The organism is Brevundimonas sp. UBA5866 (genome assembly GCF_002432125.1).
In the GTDB taxonomy this organism is placed as follows: Bacteria; Pseudomonadota; Alphaproteobacteria; order Caulobacterales; family Caulobacteraceae; genus Brevundimonas.
Window position 1 is genome coordinate 43,722 of sequence record NZ_DJFS01000070.1, and the last position, 19,181, is coordinate 62,902.

General features: G+C 56.4%; 12 protein-coding genes. 5 read left to right on the plus strand and 7 right to left on the minus strand.

All coding sequences use genetic code 11. The features are described from left to right. Positions 1–33: 33 nt before the first annotated feature. The 6 genes from B3H86_RS07990 to B3H86_RS08015 all read right to left on the minus strand — a co-directional run bounded on the left by B3H86_RS07990 (position 34) and on the right by B3H86_RS08015 (position 12,096). Positions 34–3,141: a type III restriction-modification system endonuclease gene (locus B3H86_RS07990; RefSeq protein ID WP_292052727.1), complete on the minus strand. Its 3,108-nt coding sequence runs from the start codon at positions 3,139–3,141 to the stop codon at positions 34–36. 8 nt (positions 3,142–3,149) lie between these two features. Next, a complete protein-coding gene (locus B3H86_RS07995; RefSeq protein ID WP_292052729.1) occupies positions 3,150–5,048 on the minus strand; it encodes a site-specific DNA-methyltransferase in 1,899 nt (632 codons plus the stop codon). Further along, positions 5,041–5,790 carry a DUF4391 domain-containing protein gene (locus tag B3H86_RS08000; protein WP_292052731.1) on the minus strand — a complete coding sequence of 250 codons (750 nt, stop codon included), beginning with the start codon at positions 5,788–5,790 and terminating at the stop codon, positions 5,041–5,043. The genes B3H86_RS07995 and B3H86_RS08000 overlap by 8 nt, the downstream gene beginning before the upstream one ends. Further along, positions 5,787–9,059, minus strand: coding sequence for a helicase-related protein (locus B3H86_RS08005; RefSeq protein WP_292052733.1), 3,273 nt, complete (start codon positions 9,057–9,059; stop codon positions 5,787–5,789). Before B3H86_RS08005 ends, B3H86_RS08000 begins: the two co-directional genes overlap by 4 nt. 538 nt (positions 9,060–9,597) lie before the next feature. After that, entirely contained in the window at positions 9,598–11,844 is a 2,247-nt protein-coding gene (locus B3H86_RS08010; protein ID WP_292052735.1) for a GmrSD restriction endonuclease domain-containing protein, read from the minus strand. Positions 11,845–11,871: 27 nt separating this feature from the next. Then, on the minus strand, positions 11,872–12,096 hold the full coding sequence (locus tag B3H86_RS08015; protein WP_292052738.1) for an HTH-like domain-containing protein: 225 nt from the start codon (positions 12,094–12,096) through the stop codon (positions 11,872–11,874). Between the two features lie 557 nt (positions 12,097–12,653). Here B3H86_RS08015 and B3H86_RS08020 point away from each other — a divergent pair. The 4 genes from B3H86_RS08020 (at position 12,654) to B3H86_RS08035 (ending at position 16,950) form a co-directional block, all read left to right on the plus strand. Further along, complete coding sequence (locus B3H86_RS08020) at positions 12,654–13,637, plus strand: pirin family protein (RefSeq protein ID WP_292052739.1); 984 nt, start codon at positions 12,654–12,656, stop codon at positions 13,635–13,637. 96 nt (positions 13,638–13,733) lie between these two features. Next, positions 13,734–14,924: a methionine adenosyltransferase gene (gene metK / locus B3H86_RS08025; RefSeq protein WP_292052741.1), complete on the plus strand. Its 1,191-nt coding sequence runs from the start codon at positions 13,734–13,736 to the stop codon at positions 14,922–14,924. A gap of 168 nt (positions 14,925–15,092) precedes the next feature. After that, positions 15,093–16,322, plus strand: coding sequence for an argininosuccinate synthase (locus B3H86_RS08030; RefSeq protein ID WP_292052743.1), 1,230 nt, complete (start codon positions 15,093–15,095; stop codon positions 16,320–16,322). Between the two features lie 187 nt (positions 16,323–16,509). Continuing rightward, a complete protein-coding gene (locus B3H86_RS08035) occupies positions 16,510–16,950 on the plus strand; it encodes a translation initiation factor IF-2 (RefSeq protein ID WP_292052746.1) in 441 nt (146 codons plus the stop codon). 41 nt (positions 16,951–16,991) lie between these two features. Here B3H86_RS08035 and B3H86_RS08040 read toward each other — a convergent pair whose 3' ends face one another. Continuing rightward, the gene (locus tag B3H86_RS08040; RefSeq protein WP_292052748.1) at positions 16,992–18,263 is read right to left on the minus strand and encodes a PQQ-dependent sugar dehydrogenase; all 1,272 of its coding nucleotides are present in this window, start codon (positions 18,261–18,263) and stop codon (positions 16,992–16,994) included. 208 nt (positions 18,264–18,471) lie between these two features. Here B3H86_RS08040 and B3H86_RS08045 point away from each other — a divergent pair, with 208 nt between their 5' ends. Beyond that, the gene (locus B3H86_RS08045) at positions 18,472–19,107 is read left to right on the plus strand and encodes a LysE family translocator (RefSeq protein WP_292052750.1); all 636 of its coding nucleotides are present in this window, start codon (positions 18,472–18,474) and stop codon (positions 19,105–19,107) included. Positions 19,108–19,181 lie beyond the last annotated feature (74 nt).

Below are 19,181 nucleotides of genomic sequence, written 5' to 3' on the forward strand. Positions count from 1 at the left end.
GGACTGGCTAACGCCAGCTCAGAGGGGGCTTTATTAGTTGTATCCTACAACATCCATTAGCTTGCCAAAATCAGTGACCAAATCATATTTGACCTTCTGATCTTTGAATGGCTGACTGATTTCGTCAAAAAACTTCCTGGCGCATTCGATCTTTGTTTTCTCAATCTCTCGTAGCTTCATCGAAGACATCGTACCCTTGGTCTCAGCCACGAAATAGATGTGCCGCACGCTGCCAGATTTAAATGATATGGCCCAGTCTGGGTTGTAGTCACCAACTGGAGTCGGGATGAGGAAACCGCGAGGCAACTTAGCATACACGACAACCTCACTGCTCGCGTCCAGATTTTCGACGAACTCTCGCTCAACGTCCGAATCCGTGATCGCGTAGTCATAAACATGGTTCTTCAGCTTCGCCGTTGCCCGCGAGAAATTCTGGCCGGTCTGGTTGGCAGTGAAGATGTCTACGTCGTAACGCTCATCGACTTCATCATAGACTAGGCGCTCAATCACCATCGCCGCCTTCTGTTCGGCAACGATACGCGACGCTTCGGAAATGAAGTGTTCAGGATTTTTGGTGAACTGACCGAAAACCGCTGGTGTGATTTGGCCCAGGATGGAGGCAGCCGTGTCTCGCGTTAGCTGAGCATTTTCGGCTACCTTACCCAGAAGGTCATACTTCACCAGGGAGTGGACAGAACCGCCACGACTAGTGGTCGTGTTCGTAACCTTGAAGCCGTCGCCGCTACGCAGTTGGCTGTCAGTCAATCCATCGTTTTGCTCGCCGATTTGAACCGTGTACTGCAGCGGGGTAACTCGCAACTGGCTATCCAGCGCGCTGACGCATTTGCGGATCAACTCAGCCGAGTCGAACTCAACCCTGTAGACCGCCTTCCGGTTGATGCGCCCCCAAAGCTCCTGGAACTCCTTCTTCTCGAAATTCTCATTAAGAGGATTAGTCTTTGGCTTACGTCCATCTTCAACCTTGGGCAGATTCGCGGCGCTGAAGACGCTGTCTATAAGCTGAAATATCTGTTCAGCATGCGCCTTTAGGTCGTCGTGAAGATCGGCCAGTTTCCCTGCAGCCTTTGCTTCGTGATAGACGGCAGAGATCTGGTCTGTATCGTCGGTGTAATCATTCTTCACCAGATAGCGGTAGATCTGCTTGGCCATCGCCGAAGTGACCTCAACTGTGCCCTGCTCGGTCGCTAGAACCTTGCCGGTGAAGTATTCTTCGGTTGCCTGCCTCGGGCGCAACGAGAGAGTCTCCGCAATCTCCTGCTGGAGCCCAACCACGAAATCCTTGTAGCTCTCGCTCGCCACCACAGTCAGCACGTTGATGTCATGCACCACCGCAGGATGGTCCATCCTGTCACCGTGCTGATTGACGCTCAGCCGTAGACCACGCCCTACTTCCTGGCGCCGGGATATGGTGTTGTCACTGTGCTTCAGCATGCACATGACAAAAACATTCGGGTTGTCCCAGCCCTCGCGCAGCGCCGAGTGCGAAAAGATGAAACGGGTGGACTCGGCGAAGGAAAGCAGACGTTCCTTGTCCTTAAGAATCAGGTCGTAAGCGTCCACGTCGTCGGAATCGACAGAGCGGGCCCCAACCGCAGGATCTTTGAGACGGTTCGTATTTTTGTCGATCGAGAAGTAACCGTTGTGGGTCTTGGCCGAAGCGATGCCCCCGAGGTATTTTCGGTACGCTTCGTTGTCGATTGCGAGCTCAGACAGATACTCAGCCGTCAGCAACTCGTACTCTTCCTCAAAGACCCGAGCATATTCGCCTTTCTCGTCGGCCTGCTCGTAGTCACGGTACTTCACCACCTCATCGATGAAGAACAGCGACAACACCTTGATGCCCTGTGCGAACAGTTGCTTTTCTTTGTCGAGATGCGCCTTGATCGTCTCGCGGATCTGGATACGACGGATGTCGCGCTCCGAGACGTCACCATTCGCCTCGCCAGCCCTCAACACTACGCCATTGGTAAATTCGACCGTGTCGTTGACAGCATCGATCTGACTGATCGTGAAGCCTCGGTACTGGTCCAACTCGCCAGACGTCACGAACAGGTCGTCGCGGAACTCGATCCGCCGCAGCTGACGCTTGATCTCGCCCGACTTCAGCTTCACTTCCAGCTCGATCCGCGCCAATGGCGCCTTTTTCGAAATGTCGATGCCTTCGAGGTAAAGGTAGGCATTAGTACCGGCCAGACCGCGCGTCTGAATGCCTCGGACCGCGATCTTCTTGACCAGCTTCTGGTTATAGGCATCCAGCGCGTCCAGGCGGTGAACGCGGTTGTGCTGGGTCCGGTGCGTGGCCGAATAACGCAGGATGAACAGCGGCTTGAACTTCGGCAGTGCCTCCATCGTCGCCTTGCCTTCCATCTTTTGCGGCTCATCCAGGATCAGGATCGGCCGGTTCGAGGCGATCACATCGATGGGCCTGCGCGACTGGAAATCGTCCAGCTCCTCGTAAATGCGCCGATTGTCCTTACCGCTGGCATTGAAGGCCTGGATGTTGATCACCATCACGTTGATGCCGGCGTCGGACGAAAAGCTCTCCAGCTCGTGCAGGCGCTTGGAATTGTAGATGAAGAACCGCGCCTTTTTGCCATAGCTTTCGGTGAAATGGTCCGCCGTGATCTGCAGCGACTTATAGACCCCTTCGCGGATCGCGATCGACGGCACCATGATGATGAATTTCGACCAGCCGTAGCGCTTGTTCATCTCAAAGATGGTTTTGATGTAGCAGTAGGTCTTGCCCGTGCCGGTCTCCATCTCAACGTCGAGGTGAACGCGGGTCGCGGCCAAGGCATCGCGCTTGTAGGTCGCCGCTACGGGGCCTCGTTCACCTCGCGCATTCAGAGTCGTGAAATCCGTCAGCGACTGCGTGACGGGCAGGTTCTGGCGTTGTTGGACCTTTTGGATGTTCTCCAAGATCTGTGCGTCGGTCAGGGCTAGGTCGGCGTTCTTGAAGCCTTCGTATTCGGCTTCAGACCGAAACTGCTGGCCCTTTTCCACCACACCTGGATCAATTTGATAGCTTAGAGCAGACGCCATCGGCTGCCCCGCAAAGCAGTCAACCACGTCATTGACAGCATTGGTCTGATAGGGCTGGACCTTGAACTTGAATTTCATGGTCGGCCTCAGATCGCTTTCACTTCGGTGCTGGGCGAAAGCTGGCGGAAGATCTGGATCACGTTGATCTTCACCGCGTCTGAGACGAAGCCATTGTCTCGGAAAACGACGCGCAGGGGCTCATGGCCTGCCAGCTCCTTCACCAGATCCTCGTTGATACCACGATCGAAACAGGCGACAAGGGCATTGTCGTCGACGAAGAAAACGGTCTTACCCTGCACCGTATCACGACGGATCGGCAGCGTCAGATCCACGCCCCAATCGACCATCACCTGGAACAGCAAGTCCTCCGCCGTGCGGCCATCCTTAACGTTGTCGACCACGCCGGGCAGGTCGGCCTGCTGCAATTCATCGGGACGGTAGTAAACGTCCTTCATATTCGAGGTGTCGACCTTTAGCACCCGGAAGCCGACATCACGGTTCCAGTCGGGATGGCACTCGCCTTCGAGGATTTGCTTGCCCGCGCGACGAATGCGTTCTTTGGAAATTTCAGCGATGTTTTGGTATCCTGCTTGTAGTGCGGCGGAATCCTCGTCTGTGGGCTCGGGGATTTGAACAGAGATAACGCTTCTATTGCCGCCATCCTCTGCGTTCATCTGAAACGCGGCGTGCGTCGTGGTTGCTGACCCAGCAAAGAAATCCAAGACTATTGCGTCTTTATCTGCTGCAAGATGCAGAGCGCGTTTCAAAAGTCGCACGGGCTTCGGCGTATCGAAAACCGAAGCTTCAGGGAAAAGCTTGTTGATCTCTTTCTTGCCCTCTTGGTTGTGACCAACCTCGTTGTACTTCCAAATAGTTTGGCAAGCAGTTCCTTGTTTAACTTCAGACAGAAAGCGCTTTACTGCGGGGACGTTGTTTCCATCCGCGCCGAACCAAATACGGTTGTCCGCCACCATTTTTTTGAAGACTTCTTCGGTGTAGAGCCAGCAGCGGCCATTCGGCAAAGTATGTTTCTTGCCGTTGGGTGCCGTTAGTTCGTAAAACTGACTCTTGGTGCCGTGGCCTGCCTGAGCGGTCGCATCTGCAGGTTTCCAAACACCGCGCGGGTCGTTATCAAGATTCCTATATCGAGCATTCATCTCGTCTGTGCGCTCGAGCAAATTTGGATACCAGTTCATCTTCTCCCTTGCGTAAACGAGTATAAAATCGTGGGATTCAGAGAACCATTTTACTGCATTTTGTGGACTATAGCGTTTTTCCCAAACAACGGTATTAACGAAGTTCTCACTTCCGAATATTTCGTCGCACAACCGCTTCAAATTAGCTTGTTCACCGTCATCAATGCTTATGAAAATAGCTCCATCATTGCGAAGAAGATTCCTCGCAAGATGCAAGCGAGCGTACATCATACTTAACCAGTCAGAATGAAAACGGCCATTAGCAGCAGTATTTGCTACAAGCCTATTGCCATTTTCGTCTTTCTGGTTCGTCCTCTCTAGAAAATCTGCCGAGCTTTCGGCGAAATCATCCTCGTAGACAAAGTCTTTTCCCGTATTATACGGCGGATCAATGTAGATCATATTGACTTTTCCAAGATAGTTTTCTTGCAAAAGCTTCAATGCTTCTAGGTTATCTCCTTCGATAAACAGGTTTTTCGTGGTGTCAAAATCCACACTTTCCTCGCGACAGGGGCGCAATGTCTTTGCAATCGGCGCGTTTGCCAGCGCCAAGGCCTCCCGTTTTCCTGGCCAGTCCAGCCGATATCGCTCCTGCGGTCCCTCTACGATGTGGTCGCTCAAATCCTGACGCAGCTGATCGAAGTCTACCGCCAGACGCACTGCGCCTGTCGCCTCGTCCCGAGCCTCGGTGACGCAGCCAGGAAAAAGCGCGCGGATCTTCGCGATATTGTCCTGGCTCAGGTCGGGGCTGTGCATCTTCAGCTTGTCCATGGTCGTCTTCTCACTCATTCGTCATTGCGGTTCGGGCATTCACCCCGGTCAGTCGCTCAAGTTCTTGTCTTGCCGCGCGCAGCTCAGCATTGATTGCCACGCGTTTATTGAATTGTCTTTCGCGCCCTGCCCGCGCTTTGATCCGCTCGACTTCACGCGTCTGCGCCTTGATCGCCTCTGCCAGAGCGATGCGCTCCTCCAGCGAAGTGAGGCGGGCCGCCTCTTGGTGTGTGAAGGGCGTTTGCGCGGCCTCGCCCATGCCGGGGATTAAGCGGGCCGTCTGTCCCGCGACCAGCGGCTCAAGCAGCCCCTCATAAAGAGCACCCATGTTTAACGCCAGAGGGAGCGGGATGCGCGGTGCATCTTCAGGCAACCATTCCCCGTGGAAATAGTCTCCGATCACCCAGCGGCTACCGTCGGCCTCGCTCGGACGTTTATAGGCCGCAATAAGCTGCACCCGACCCGCCTGCACAATCTCGAAGATCAAGGGAAAGGGGATGGCCTTGTCGATCGCACGCAACACAGTCGTGTCCAGCACCGCGGTACGCGTCGTCAGGCGAATAACTTGTATCTCGGTGACTTGTTTGGTGGCCGTTAGGTTGACCGTTTCGGGTGACAGTTTGTGCGCCCAGATAATCTGATTGACCTCGCGCACAAAGAGGTCCTTCAGGCTCGTATTGGCCTCTGCATGCTCATAGATCTTGCTTTTAGGAATTACGCGCCCGAAAGCGCTCGCTCGCGGCCAGTCATAGAGTGTCACTCGCCTCCCCCTTCGATGACAAGGAAAGCAACCAGCTCGAAATCGTCCAGCCCCTTGATTGTGTGGTTCAGCGCCGTTGTTCGTCCGCCGCTGAATAGACTATCGACATCCTTTTCTTCCTTCACTTCGATCATGGAACGGATTGCGCTGGAGAGCAGGTCGGAATACCGGCCCATATTGCGCCCGTCCTCGGTACGCTCGTTGAAGATACGGCAGACGTCGCGGATAGGCTCGATGCGTCCCTTGCAGCTAGACCTTATCAGATCGAGCAAGCGCTTGACCTCGGTATGGTCGGCGACGATTTCCCCGTCGTCATCAATGTAGACTAGGTAAAAGGGATGCAGTCGGTTCTGCTGGTTCACATTCACGCTGTCATGGATATTCTTGAGCGCGAAAATAACGCCGGGCTGCAATCCAAGCTCTGGCTGCGCCGGGACGATAGCGTGCATGCCGAAGGGCACGTTGTCGAGTTCACCATGCTCTTTGACGTAGTTGAGCAGGTCCATCCGGAAGTCGTTCAGGCCGAGATCGGTGATGGAAATGCCGGCCTTCACGTCCTCAAGCTCGATCACCTCCTCCTGCATCCGCTTCAACTGTTCCTTGCGATAGGCAATGTCGCTCGACTTGGCGGTCAGCACATTGTCATCGCCGGTCGCCGTGACGTCCGCAATCACCATCCGATTTTCGACGCGCTCCTTGAGGTTGATGTACTCGTCGAGCGTGATGTCCGGCCAATAGTTGACCAACTGGATCTGGCTGTTGGGTGAGCCAATACGATCGACCCTGCCGAAGCGCTGGATGATGCGTACCGGGTTCCAGTGGATGTCATAATTCACCAGGAAGTCGCAATCCTGAAGGTTCTGGCCTTCCGAGATGCAGTCGGTGCCGATCAGGATGTCCAGCTCCCCGGGCTCATTGGGCAGAACAATGGCCTTATCCTTTGAACGGGGGGAGAACAGCGTCAGCACACCCTGAAAGTCGTAGGACTTCTTCAGGGTGGTCTTCGGTGAATCTGATCCGGTGACCTTGCCGACGTGCAGGCCGAGCTGCTGCGCGAAGGGCGCAAGATTGTCGTAGAGATAATTGGCTGTATCGGCGAAGGCCGTGAAGATCAGGACCTTGCGGTTACCTGCATTCAGCGGCTCTTTCACCTTCTGACCGAGGAGCGAAAGCAGGTGCTGCAACTTCGAGTCATCTGCAGGTGTCACCTTGTCCATCGACGCAATCAGATCGTTAATCAGAACAAGGTCGGCTGCAAGGTCGTGCTTCCACGACGGCAAATCCATGTCGCCAAGGCTAATCTGAACTTTCTTGCCCACAGTAAACTCATCCAGACCGGCCAGATCGTCGTCTTCAGGATCGAAGGCGCTCATCTCCGCGAGATGGTTGCTAACGCCGTCCGCTTGCCCAGTGCACTCAAACTTCTCGATAGCGCTCAGCGTGCGAGAGATGTTGCTACCAAGGGATCGTAGCGTCAGCCGGAATGCCTCGACCGAACTTTCGAGGCGTTTCAGAAGATTAGTGGTCATCAGCGCCTGAAGGCTACGCTCCCGATCTGCCTGGCGCAGTTTGCCGCGGCCACCTTCGACCTGCGTGTCGTAGATTTCTTCGTATTTCCGCAACCGGCTAGGCAAGATGTAGCTAATGGGCGCATAGACCGCGAGCTTGAGCACTGACAGCTGCGTGAAGATGTCGTTCAGCTCCATTACGTCGGGCCGCTGGGTAATCGGGCAATGGAACGATAGCGGCTTCCGACGCTGCGGAAATTTACCAATATCCTTCGTATCGTAGAAGGTCTCAATGTGCTTGCGGGAGCGGGCAATGGTCACGGAATCGAGCAGCTCGAAGAAGTCGAAGTCCAGTGCCTTTAGGATTGACGCCGCTGTCCGCTCTTCCGCAGGCAGCGACGTCCACTCGTTGAAGGCCTTCTGCGCACGGCGGAAGATTTCCTCAATACTGGTGTCCGTTTTCAAGTTCTTACTGAGCGCCTCGGACTGCCCCTCGTAGGCCAGCGCGAGCTGATTGCGCAGATCGGTAAAGCGGTTGTTCACCGGCGTCGCCGAGAGCATTAGAACTTTGGTTTTTACACCAGCGCGGATGACCTTGTTCATCAGCTTTTGATAGCGCGTCTCACGATCCTTGAAGACGTCGTTGTTCCGGAAGTTATGGGATTCGTCGATGACGACCAGATCGTAATTGCCCCAGTTCACACGGTTCAACGGGATGCCAAAAGATTCTCCGGAGGTTCGGGACAGATCAGTGTGGCACAGGACGTCGTAGTTGAACCGGTCCGTAGCAAAGATGTTGGTGGTCAGGTTGGTATTGTAGTTACGCCAGTTGTCCGCGAGCTTCTTGGGGCACAGCACCAGTACAGAGCGATTCCGTAACTCATAATACTTGATTACGGCCAGCGCGGTGAACGTTTTGCCAAGACCCACGGAGTCGGCCAGAATGCAGCCGTTGTAGGTTTCGAGTTTGTTGATGATACCTGTCGCTGCATCCTTCTGATAATTGAACAGCTTGTTCCACACCACGCTATTCCGGTAGCCGGTCAGATCATTCGGCAGGACATCTTCGTCGACCTCCTCTAGGAAGTCTCGGAAGATATTGTAGAGCATCATGAAGTAGATGCGTTCGGGCGCATTCTCCTGATACACAGATTCGATATGGTCACAGATGGCGGCAGTAACGTCTTGCAACTTCTCCGGATCCGACCAGATCTGATCGAAAAGTTGAAGGTACATTTGTGCGTGAGTTGGATCGTCGAAGCGCGTCACGAAGTTTGAGACTGCATCGCCCTTCTGGTAACCTAGATCAACAGCCGTGAAACCACTGATTGGCATGTAAGCCACTGCATCCTCGGTACCTCCGACGTGCATGAACTGCTGCATCGGTGCCTTTGTCCCGTTGGACCGGAATTTTGCCTTTCTACGGATCCACTCGGCGCATTCGCGTGCGACAGCACGCTGTGTCAGCTTGTTACGCAACTGGACTTCGAAATCGGTTCCGTAAAGGCCGCTTTCACGCCGAGCTTTCGGTATAAAAAATTCCCGCCGCTCCTTTGCAAGACGATCGGTTGCTCCGTTCGGAGTGAATGTAGGGGCGGTAAATATGAACTGCAGGCTCTCAACTCTACAGAGCTCTGACTTGAGTGCCTCATATGCATAGATCGAGAAGCAAGAGGCGGCGATCTTCACGCGCGAGCCTGTGGTCAAGACCTGTTTGAGATCGTCACCCCACAGGTAAAAATTGTTATCAATGATCTGCATTTATAGCCTCCCGAATTTGAGAGTGTATCAGCACTATCTTGCGGGTATAGCGCGGGTCAAAATTTGGGCCGCTTCCTAGCTATCGATCGCAACTTAGGAAGCATCCCAATAGCCCCTGTAGGCCAGTGTGGGTCGTCGATGGGGTGGAACAAAAACCCTACCCACCAAACAAAACAATCTATTGTAATATATAAACTTTATGTGCCGCTTCCCAAGATTTCGTAATGCGGGGGTCACGTGTTCGAGTCACGTAAGCGGCACCACCCTTTCAGACAGCATATAAACTTCGCCTTAAGCTAACGTGCCTTTGGCAAGGATCAGTCGCGGCTGCTCCTGATGATGTTCCACTGACTGACGAAGTTTCAGTATGGACGTCAGAAAAATCTCTGATGATCCTATTTCCATACAGCCCCGCGACAGATCTTATGTCCTTCTATTCGTATACTCCAAATGATGTAGCACAAAGAAGATCGAGTCAGCCAAACTAAACCTATCTTTCAACTTCGAAGATTAGACGGACTGCACTTCACTTACTCCATCAAAAGCGCTGCTGGATGTATCCTTGTGCCGTACTGCCGTGAAGTTCTTGTGTAGATGGGCCATATCGGACGTAGAAACGCTCGGCCTGACCATCTTTAACGAAAACAGGAGACTTTGATCGATCGCACTCGATCACCAGCACGCGATGGCCTTCATGGTCATCGAAGCGAGGGTGAACGTGCAGAGCATTGTGGCCGCCGAGACGATCTTTAAGCAGATTGATGAGATGCAAGGCCGCTTTGTCTTCATTTTCGAAACCGTCCGGTTCCAGCCCAACTGGAGAGCCGTCGTCCGACACACCGACGATCAAAGTCCCGCCTTGTGTGTTCAGAAAGCCCGCGATGGTTTTGAGAACCGCCATCTCCATCCGAGCATCCCGTTCCCCAGTGTGGAGATTGGTACGCAGAGTGCTCTTGAACTCCACGGCGTCGGACTCACTTCCCGCGATCAGGTCGGCAAGTTGAGGCATTGCATGAGGAGCATGTGGCGCTCCTGCCAGTCGCTCATATGCGGCCTTGATGGTCTCGGCCATCAACGTCCGCCGGGCTTTGAGAAAGTCCTCGAAAGCCATGTCCTGCCATCCTACTGGCAGGGCGTGGTGACGATACATCTCGTGAAGCGTCTTCTGGTCAAAACGCTTCTCGAAAGCCGGAACGTATTCGCTCGGAGGGGCGTCCGAAATTGCTCCGTTGTCACCCCATTCCACAATCGCGAAGTTGGCGATTTGATTATAGTCCCGCTGATCGTCGATACCTTGCTTCTTCAAGTAGCCGACAGGGAATAGATGGTGCCTTTCAAGCGCACTGCGGGTTCCGCGGGTAGCCGGATCCATTAGCTCCCGGACGGTGTGCTGAGAGAAGAGCGCGCGGGCATCCAACACATTCAGCGCGGCGAAGAAAGCAAACATCGAAGGGCTTCGCGCTGCCGAGGTCGCGAGATCGCTCGGCAAGGTAATGCTCCAGAAGTCATTCGTCATCGTGGATGAACAGATGTCGTCAATGACAGCCAAAAATTCTTTGTCGTTGCTCACATTCCGCAATCTCGCCAGATCGAACTCCATCTTTGATTCCGGCGAACTGGTGAAGCGCCCACTTACACTCGACACGAACAGCCACTGAGCGATGGCCTTCCGAAGGGCATACTCCTCAACCCCGAAATCAGTGCGGCCAATCAAATAGAAGGCATAGGCGAAGATCAGAGAAGCTTCGCTGCTGATCATTTTTGACGTTCGGTAGCCGGCCAGAGTCACACAGCGCAAAAAGTCGTGCCAGTACTGAACCCGTAAGGCGGCCGCTTGCCCCCGCTTCAGGTGATCGAACTGGCTGACCGGGTTGGCGCTGGAAGTCACTTCATCTGCTGCCTCCCGGCCACGCAGGACGGCGTAGACGGCGGACAGGCGTGCGCGACGAAAACCTACAGCAATCGCGACGCGAAGGAGTTGGTCAGGGGTCGGCTGGAACAGGTGATTGAATGGGGAGGCAGAGCCATCTGACGGTGTCCGCGACAGACGGCTAAAATCCTCGAGCTGGCGTCGCCCTTCGTCCCAAAACACCGACATCAACGTCAGGATGAAGTCGGATTGGTTAAGCTTGGCCCCGAGGCTATTGATCCTCACGAAGACGTCAGAAACCTGATCGGCAGTCACCTGCTGCGACAGTTCCAGAGCCGTGAATGGGTAGTGAAGCAGGGCGTGCAATCGCCCAAGCGCGCGTTGTGCCCGTTTCACGTCATCGGACGTGATGTCCTCGTTCTGGGCCTTCAGCCCCTCGACATAATCGCTTGAGAACTCAATCAGGTTGGTTCCGCTATCCCATATCGCGGAAATGTTCGGGATGTAGCGCTTGTCGCGTTTGATCGCGGCGTCAGGGACGGCGAACTTCTCATCGAGGGGATTAAAAGCGATTTCGATCTTCTCAGTTGAGAAGTTGTCCCGCACGACGGGGATGCCCTTGATGACAGCGTAAAGCGAGGTGAGACGCTGCTGCCCGTCTACAATGAGCCGTGAAGGAACCAACTGCTTGTCATCGGTGCCGATCTGCTTCGTGCCCGGCTGCACCCCCGTTTCCCAAAACAGCAGATAGCCGACCGGGTATCCTCGATACATCGAATCGAAGAGGTCCCGGACCTTAACATTCTTCCAGACAAACGGGCGCTGGATGTCGGGCAGACCCAGCTTGCCGTGAGCGATGTCGTCGGTAAGGGACGACAGGGTATAATCTACTTTAGTGAAGAGCGTATTTGACATTAATCCCCCCAATATTATGTCACGACGTCAGCCGCGTTTTGGCAACACATGCTCCGCCAGTCGGACGCCTTTCCTGATTTCAGTCGCCCACGATTTTCCCAAACCTGCGCGCGCGGCAAGTTCGGTCAGGTTACGGCCATCCAAGGCTGCGGCGTAGCGAATACCGAAAAGGTGGATCGCAACCACCTTGCTCCCCTCTTCCGCTCCAAGCACCGTATCCCGAAGCTCACGGACGAGTTCTTCGGTGGTCATACTCTGCTCCTCACATCAAACCGTCTCAACAGGTCGTCATTACAGTGCGTCCAGCCTGGTGCTGGCTGCACCGCGTCATCGGGAGTGGAGCATAGCTCACGGTTTGTCGCTGCGGTTCATTGTGTGACCTACCGTCATGACGTTTGGGACAAATTATTGTGCGGATTAAAAGAGATTTGCCGTGTTTCGGATTGATATTAGGCGGTGATTTGAAGTTTCCGCAAGCGCCTATATTCTAGAATAAAGACCTATCGAGGTGAGATTCATGATCTGATTAATATTTTAAGAATATTGTATTATAAGAGATTTTTTACGTAACGGACGAGCAGCCGGTTCTGCTTGCGCCCTTATTCCCAAGAGCCACAGCAGAGCGCGCATCTATAGCGACCGAGAGCGGACCCGGATCATCTCCGTAAACTGCAACGTCTATCGCTTGCGGGATACTCCGTCAGCGTTTGGCCTATTGTGTCATTGTATGAACGGTTCCGGCGTCGCTTTGCGTACACTTGAAATGGTAACAGTGGTGATTACCTATTTTCCAACTCAGGAGGATAGACATGACAAACAGCGTCATCAGCACCAAGCCGTTGGAAAGCCCGTGGCAGGGGCTGGACCCGTTTCTGTTCGCGGTTCATCACATCGATAACTATCCCGCGGGCGATGGTCGTCTGGGTATCAAGCCCGAAGATCGCGCAAAGGAGGGTCAAGGATGGCGCATGTATCACGGCGCGCGTGTACCCGGCTTTCCTGCACACCCGCATCGCGGCTTTGAAACCGTCTCGATCGTCCTCAAAGGCTATGTGGACCACGCCGACTCCCTCGGTGTCGCTGCCCGCTATGGCCAGGGCGACGTCCAGTGGCTGACCACCGGCGGCGGTGTGGAACATGGCGAAATGTTCCCGCTGCTGAATACGGACAAGCCCAATCCAATGGAGATGTTCCAGATCTGGCTGAACCTTCCGCCGGAAGGCAAATCCGCTAAGCCGGACTTTGAAATGTTCTGGGCCGAAGACATTCCCGTCATCCAGAAGGACGGCGCAACAGTCACCGTCGTTGCCGGTCCTTTCGGTGATGTTCGCCCGCTTGCACCGCCTTCGGCATCGTGGGCGGCCAAGCCCGAAAACGAATTGACCATCTGGTTGATCGACATCGAAAAGGGTGGCGAAGTCACCTTGCCCACCGCATCGATAGAGGCTCTGCGCCGCGCCTATATCTATGAGGGTGTGGCCACGTTTGACGGCAATGCGATCCCGACCGGACATCTGGCCAATCTGGATGCATCGCGCGTGACGACCATCCGCAACGACGGCGATCGGAAGGTTCGCATCCTGCTGCTGCAATCCAGGCCTATCGAGGCTCCGGTCGTGGCACGCGGTCCGTTCGTTCTGAATACCAACGAGCAGATGATCGAGACGATTACCCGCTACCAGTCCGATGGCTTTGGCCGTTGGCCTTGGCCGACGTCAGACCACACCCACGGCGAGGAAGGTCGGTTCATCCGCTATCCCGACGGGCGTTATGTGACACCGAAATCGACTTAACGGTCGCACTAAAGACAGCCACGGCTAGGCAATGACTTGCACGTATAAGCATATCTTTATATGTCTGCGTTCATCGCATCATTCAGGAGCCGACCCGTGGCCCGTTCTTCTTTCCAGTTCACGTCCGAAAGCGTCTCTGAAGGTCACCCCGACAAGGTCGCGGACCAGATCTCGGACGCCATTGTTGACCTCTTCCTGTCGAAAGATCCGGAAGCTCGCGTTGCCTGTGAAACTCTGACCACCACGCAGTTGGTGGTGCTGGCCGGTGAAATCCGCGGCAAGGGTATCTGGGAAAACGACGGCTGGGTCGGCAATATCGAGCAGGAGATCGAGGACGCCGTTCGCCGCGTCGTCCGCGAGATCGGCTACGAGCAGGACGGTTTTCACTGGAAGGAGTTCACCTTCCAGAACAATCTGCACGGCCAATCGGCTGACATCGCTGTCGGCGTCGACTCCACCGAGGAGAAAGACGAAGGCGCGGGCGACCAGGGTATCATGTTCGGCTATGCCTCGAACGAGACGCCGGAACTGATGCCGGCCACCCTCGCCTACAGCCATAACATCCTCAAGAAGCTGTCGGACGTGCGTCACGCCGGAGGTTCGATCCTCGAACCGGACGCCAAGGCCCAGGTCACCCTGCACTATGAAAACGGCAAGCCGGTTCGCGCGACCTCGATCGTCGTCTCGACCCAGCACGCCAAGGGCAAGAAGGACGAGGTCGAAGCTGTCGTCCGTCCTGTCGTTGAGAGCGTTCTGCCTGCCGACTTCATCACCGACGAGACCGTCTGGCACATCAACCCGACCGGCATCTTCGAAATCGGTGGTCCGGACGGCGACACCGGCCTGACCGGCCGCAAGATCATCGTCGACACCTACGGCGGTGCCGCTCCGCACGGCGGCGGTGCCTTCTCGGGCAAGGACCCGACCAAGGTTGACCGTTCGGCGGCCTATGCCGCGCGCTATCTGGCCAAGAACGTTGTCGCTGCCGGCCTCGCCGACCGCTGCACCATCCAGCTGTCCTACGCCATCGGCGTGGCCCAGCCGCAATCGGTCCACGTGGACCTGCACGGCACCGGCAAGATCGACCCGGCCATCCTTGAAAAGGAACTGCCGGCCCTGATCGGTGGCGCGACCCCGCGCTCGATCCGCCAGCACCTGGGTCTGAACAAGCCGATCTACGAGCGTACCGCCAAATACGGCCACTTCGGTCGCCAGCCTGACGCTGACGGCGGCTTCTCGTGGGAGAAGACCGATCTGGTCGACAAGCTGAAAGCGCTGGTCGCCTAAGGTCGTATTCCGACCCAAGACAATGAAGGCACAGCGTTTTGACGGCGCTGTGCCTTCTTTTTTGTCCGAAAACACCCAACATCCGCTTGCATCGCATGGGGTTAGGTCTTTTAAGCGCGACAACACCGCCTGGAATGGCGCTCCCCTGTTTTCAAGGATTTGCCGAAGATGAGCCTCCCTGCTCCCAAAAAGGTCGTCCTCGCCTATTCGGGCGGTCTGGACACCTCGATCATCCTGAAGTGGCTTCAGACCGAATACGGTGCCGAAGTCATCACCTTCACCGCTGACCTGGGTCAGGGCGAAGAGCTGGCTCCGGCCAAGGAAAAGGCTCTGAAGCTGGGCATCAAGGAAGAGAACATCTTCATCGATGACCTGCGCGAAGAGTTCGTTCGCGACTTCGTCTTCCCGATGTTCCGCGCCAACACCGTCTATGAAGGCCAGTACCTGCTGGGCACCTCGATCGCGCGTCCGCTGATCGCCAAGCGCCAGATCGAAATCGCCAAGCAACTCGGTGCCGACGCCGTCTGCCACGGTGCGACCGGCAAGGGTAACGACCAGGTCCGCTTCGAGCTGGGCTACTATGGCCTGGCCCCCGACATCCGCGTGATCGCCCCGTGGCGCGAGTGGGACTTCAAGTCCCGTGAAGCCCTGCTGGCCTTCGCCGAGAAGCACCAGATCCCGATCTCGAAGGACAAGCGCGGCGAGAGCCCGTTCTCGGTCGACGCCAACCTGCTGCACTCCTCGTCGGAAGGTAAGGTTCTGGAAGATCCGGCTGTCGAAGCTCCGGAATTCGTCCACCAGCGCACCATCTCGCCTGAAGCCGCTCCGGACGTGGCCACCGTCATCACCATCACCTATGAAAAGGGTGATCCGGTCGCCATCGACGGCGTTGCCATGTCGCCGGCCGAAATCCTGACCAAGCTGAACCAGTTGGGCCACGACAACGGCATCGGCCGTCTGGACCTGGTTGAAAACCGCTTCGTCGGCATGAAGTCGCGCGGTGTCTACGAGACCCCGGGTGGCACCATCATGTTGGCCGCCCACCGCGGTATCGAGTCGATCACGCTGGACCGTGGTGCCATGCACCTGAAGGACGAGCTGATGCCGAAGTACGCTTCGCTCGTTTACAACGGCTTCTGGTTCTCGCCGGAACGCGAAATGCTGCAGGCCGCCATCGACAAGTCGCAAGAGAAGGTCTCGGGCACCGTCCGCGTCAAACTCTACAAGGGCAATGTCACCGTCATCGGTCGCGAAAGCCCGAACTCGCTCTATGACCAAGAGCTGGTCACCTTCGAAGAAGGTGCCGTGGCCTATGACCACAAGGACGCCGAAGGCTTCATCAAGCTGAACGCCCTGCGTCTGCGCGTTCTGGCCAAGCGCGACAACCGCGAAGGCTGATATCGCCCCAAAGGCCGATATAATCGCCGATCAGTAAGGCCGGATGGTGCAACGCCATCCGGCCTTATTCGTTTTCGGTGTGCGGGGCGCTGTGCAGACCTATAGGTTGAACACCGATTTCGCGAACCGGACCTTTCGGGGTCAAACCTTCCGGAGCACGCGTGCTCCGCTGCTACGGAACATTTAGATGACCCTTCGCCTCATAATGGCTGCTTCGGCGGCACTGGCCCTGTCGGCCCCCGTCATGGCTGCCCCGGCACTTGCCGTTGCCGCGCAAACCGCATCGCCAGCCAGCGAAGAGGAAATGCAGCTCAAGAGCGAAGCCTTCGACGCCCGCATGCAAGAAATGAACAAGGAACTGGCAGCGGCCATCGAGGGCGCTAGCGGCGATACGGCCAAGGCAAAGGCCGATACCGATGCCATCATCACCCGCTACACCCCCGATATCATCGGTTTCGCCGACAATTTCGAAGCCTTCCTGAATGCCCAGCTCGCCAAAGAGCAGGATGCCGAGAAGCGTCAGCAGATCACGACCGTCCGCGATCAGGCCGTGCCGATGCTCCGCAGTGTGCCGGACCAGCTTCGCACCAGCATTGCGCAGGCGCTTGCGGAACAGGCAGCCGACTAGAACCGCCTATAAAAAGGCGGTCCGCCTCTTTTTACAGGGCTTTAAGGCCGGGCGATCCTCAGGATGGCCCGGCTTTTGTCATCTGTGACCCAGATCGCACCATCGCGCGCGACCGCCATTGCGACAGGGGTCCCGCGAGGATGCTGTCCTGGCACATTGTCCCAGCGTGGCGTGATGATTTTACCGCGTACACTGGGGGTATTGGCGGGATAACGCAGGGCTCTGCGAGGATAGATGGCGTAATAGCCATTGATATCGGTGAGCGGGACGCCTGAAGGATCGACCTCCATAGCGATGATCCGACCCGCGGCGCGGCGATAACCATGCCACGTCGCCAACAGCCTGCCTTCCAGTTCGGGAAACATGGCACCCGAATAGTACATCAGGTCCAGCGGAGCCGCGTGCGGTGGTATCAGCGCAACCGGCTTGTCCCTTTCCGCACAGCGGGACCGGGCGGGCGTCCAACCCGGCAGGGGCGTTTGCATGTTCACGCAGTAGGGCCAGCCGTAATGGCCACCCTGCCTCAACACATTCACCTCTTCGAAGGGGTTGTTCGGATCGTTCAGATCCACCGAGTTTTCCGCCTGGAGCACCGTTCCCGAGCCATGCCGCACAAGGGCAATCGAGTTGCGAAGGCCCGACGCAAAGACCGTGCTGTTCTCACTCCAGCGCCCCCGCCCCAGATAGGCATGGCGGCGGACCTGTCCTGTATCAGCTTCCTCGGCACAGACACCCCGCGCGGTTGTGCGCGGCCTGCCCCGTACGTCGAGGCAGCGATCACTGGGTGCCCCCACATTCACCAACAGGTCGCCATTGCCGTCGAAAACGAAACTGGAGAGGGGATGCCGGTTGTCGTGCAGCCTATTGTCCGGCAGGCCACCGATGACCGTGCGCAGACTGGCCTGAGGATCCGCTGCATCGACATCCAGTGTCAGGATACGGTTCATCTCTGACAGATAGATGCGCCCGTCAGGCCCCCTGGCGATGGTGTGTGGCATCGAAAGCCCCGACAGCAGACGCCGCCACCCGACCGTGCCATCACGGGCGACAGACATGCGCCACAGCGCTCCGCGTCCGGCCGTCCATGCCCCCAGATCACTGACAAGCCAGTCGCCGTCTTCCAACGGCATCAGATCGCGCGGCATCTGCGGGCCGTCACGATCCGCACCCTGCCACACCAGGCCCATGCACAGACCCTCCACCATGCCGACCCGCGTCGCGGCATAGCCGCCGCAACGACCTTCTGTGGAATAGGTCCGCGAAGGGGCCGCGGACGACAGACCCGTTGACAATCCTGCGACGGCCACAGCCACGCAAAGTGTCCGCCACCTCACCCGCGCCATACCCCTTACTCCTGACAGACTCCATCCAACCTTATGGCCGCTCCAAGCGGTCCGCCAGCGGCCTTGCATCCTTACGTCGGGGTTTAGGTAACGTTGATGCAATCACTTAATGTAGCGCAATTCTTCAAACAGGCTCTGCAGGCTTGACCGTTGCCATGCGACAGCCCACAGGCGGAGCATGACATCTCTTCCGGTCGATCCGCATCTCTATGTGGCCTATCTGGGCGCTATGGCCGTCATGGCGTTCACGCCGGGACCGGCCAATGTCTTTGCCATCGCCACAGGTATGCAGCGCGGCAAGGGTGCAGCCTTGCTGGCAGTGGCCGGTATGAATCTGGCTACACTGACCTGGTTCGGCGCGGCGGCTCTCGGCCTTGGGGCGATGGTCAAAGCCTTTCCCGCTGTCTTCAAGATCATTGCGGTCGGTGGGGCAGTCTATGTCGCTTGGCTGGGCCTGAAATCGCTTTTGAAGGCGCTCAAACCGGAAAATGGCAATCTGGCCGCCGCCCGTCTGGATCAAAAACGCAGCCCCGTTTTCGATGGTTTTCTGGTCCAGATCGCTAATCCGAAGGCCATACTTTTCTTTACGGCAGTCCTGCCGCCATTTCTGGATCTGGCCCGGCCTATCGGCGCGCAATTGGTTTTGTTCGGTGCCGGGACCATCGGCTTCGATATCATCGCCATGTGCTGTTACGGACTGGGCGGTGCGGCGATTGCGCGCATGATGGTAAAACCTGCGTTCAGACGAGGCTTTGATATCGCCGTCGGCGTACTACTTCTATTGGCAGCGGGGCTTATCGCCTCACGTTTGTAGGATCGGCCGGATTGGCTGGAACACCCGCGTTCACCCGCCGTTCAGACGGCATAGTGTTTTGTGGGACCAAGGAG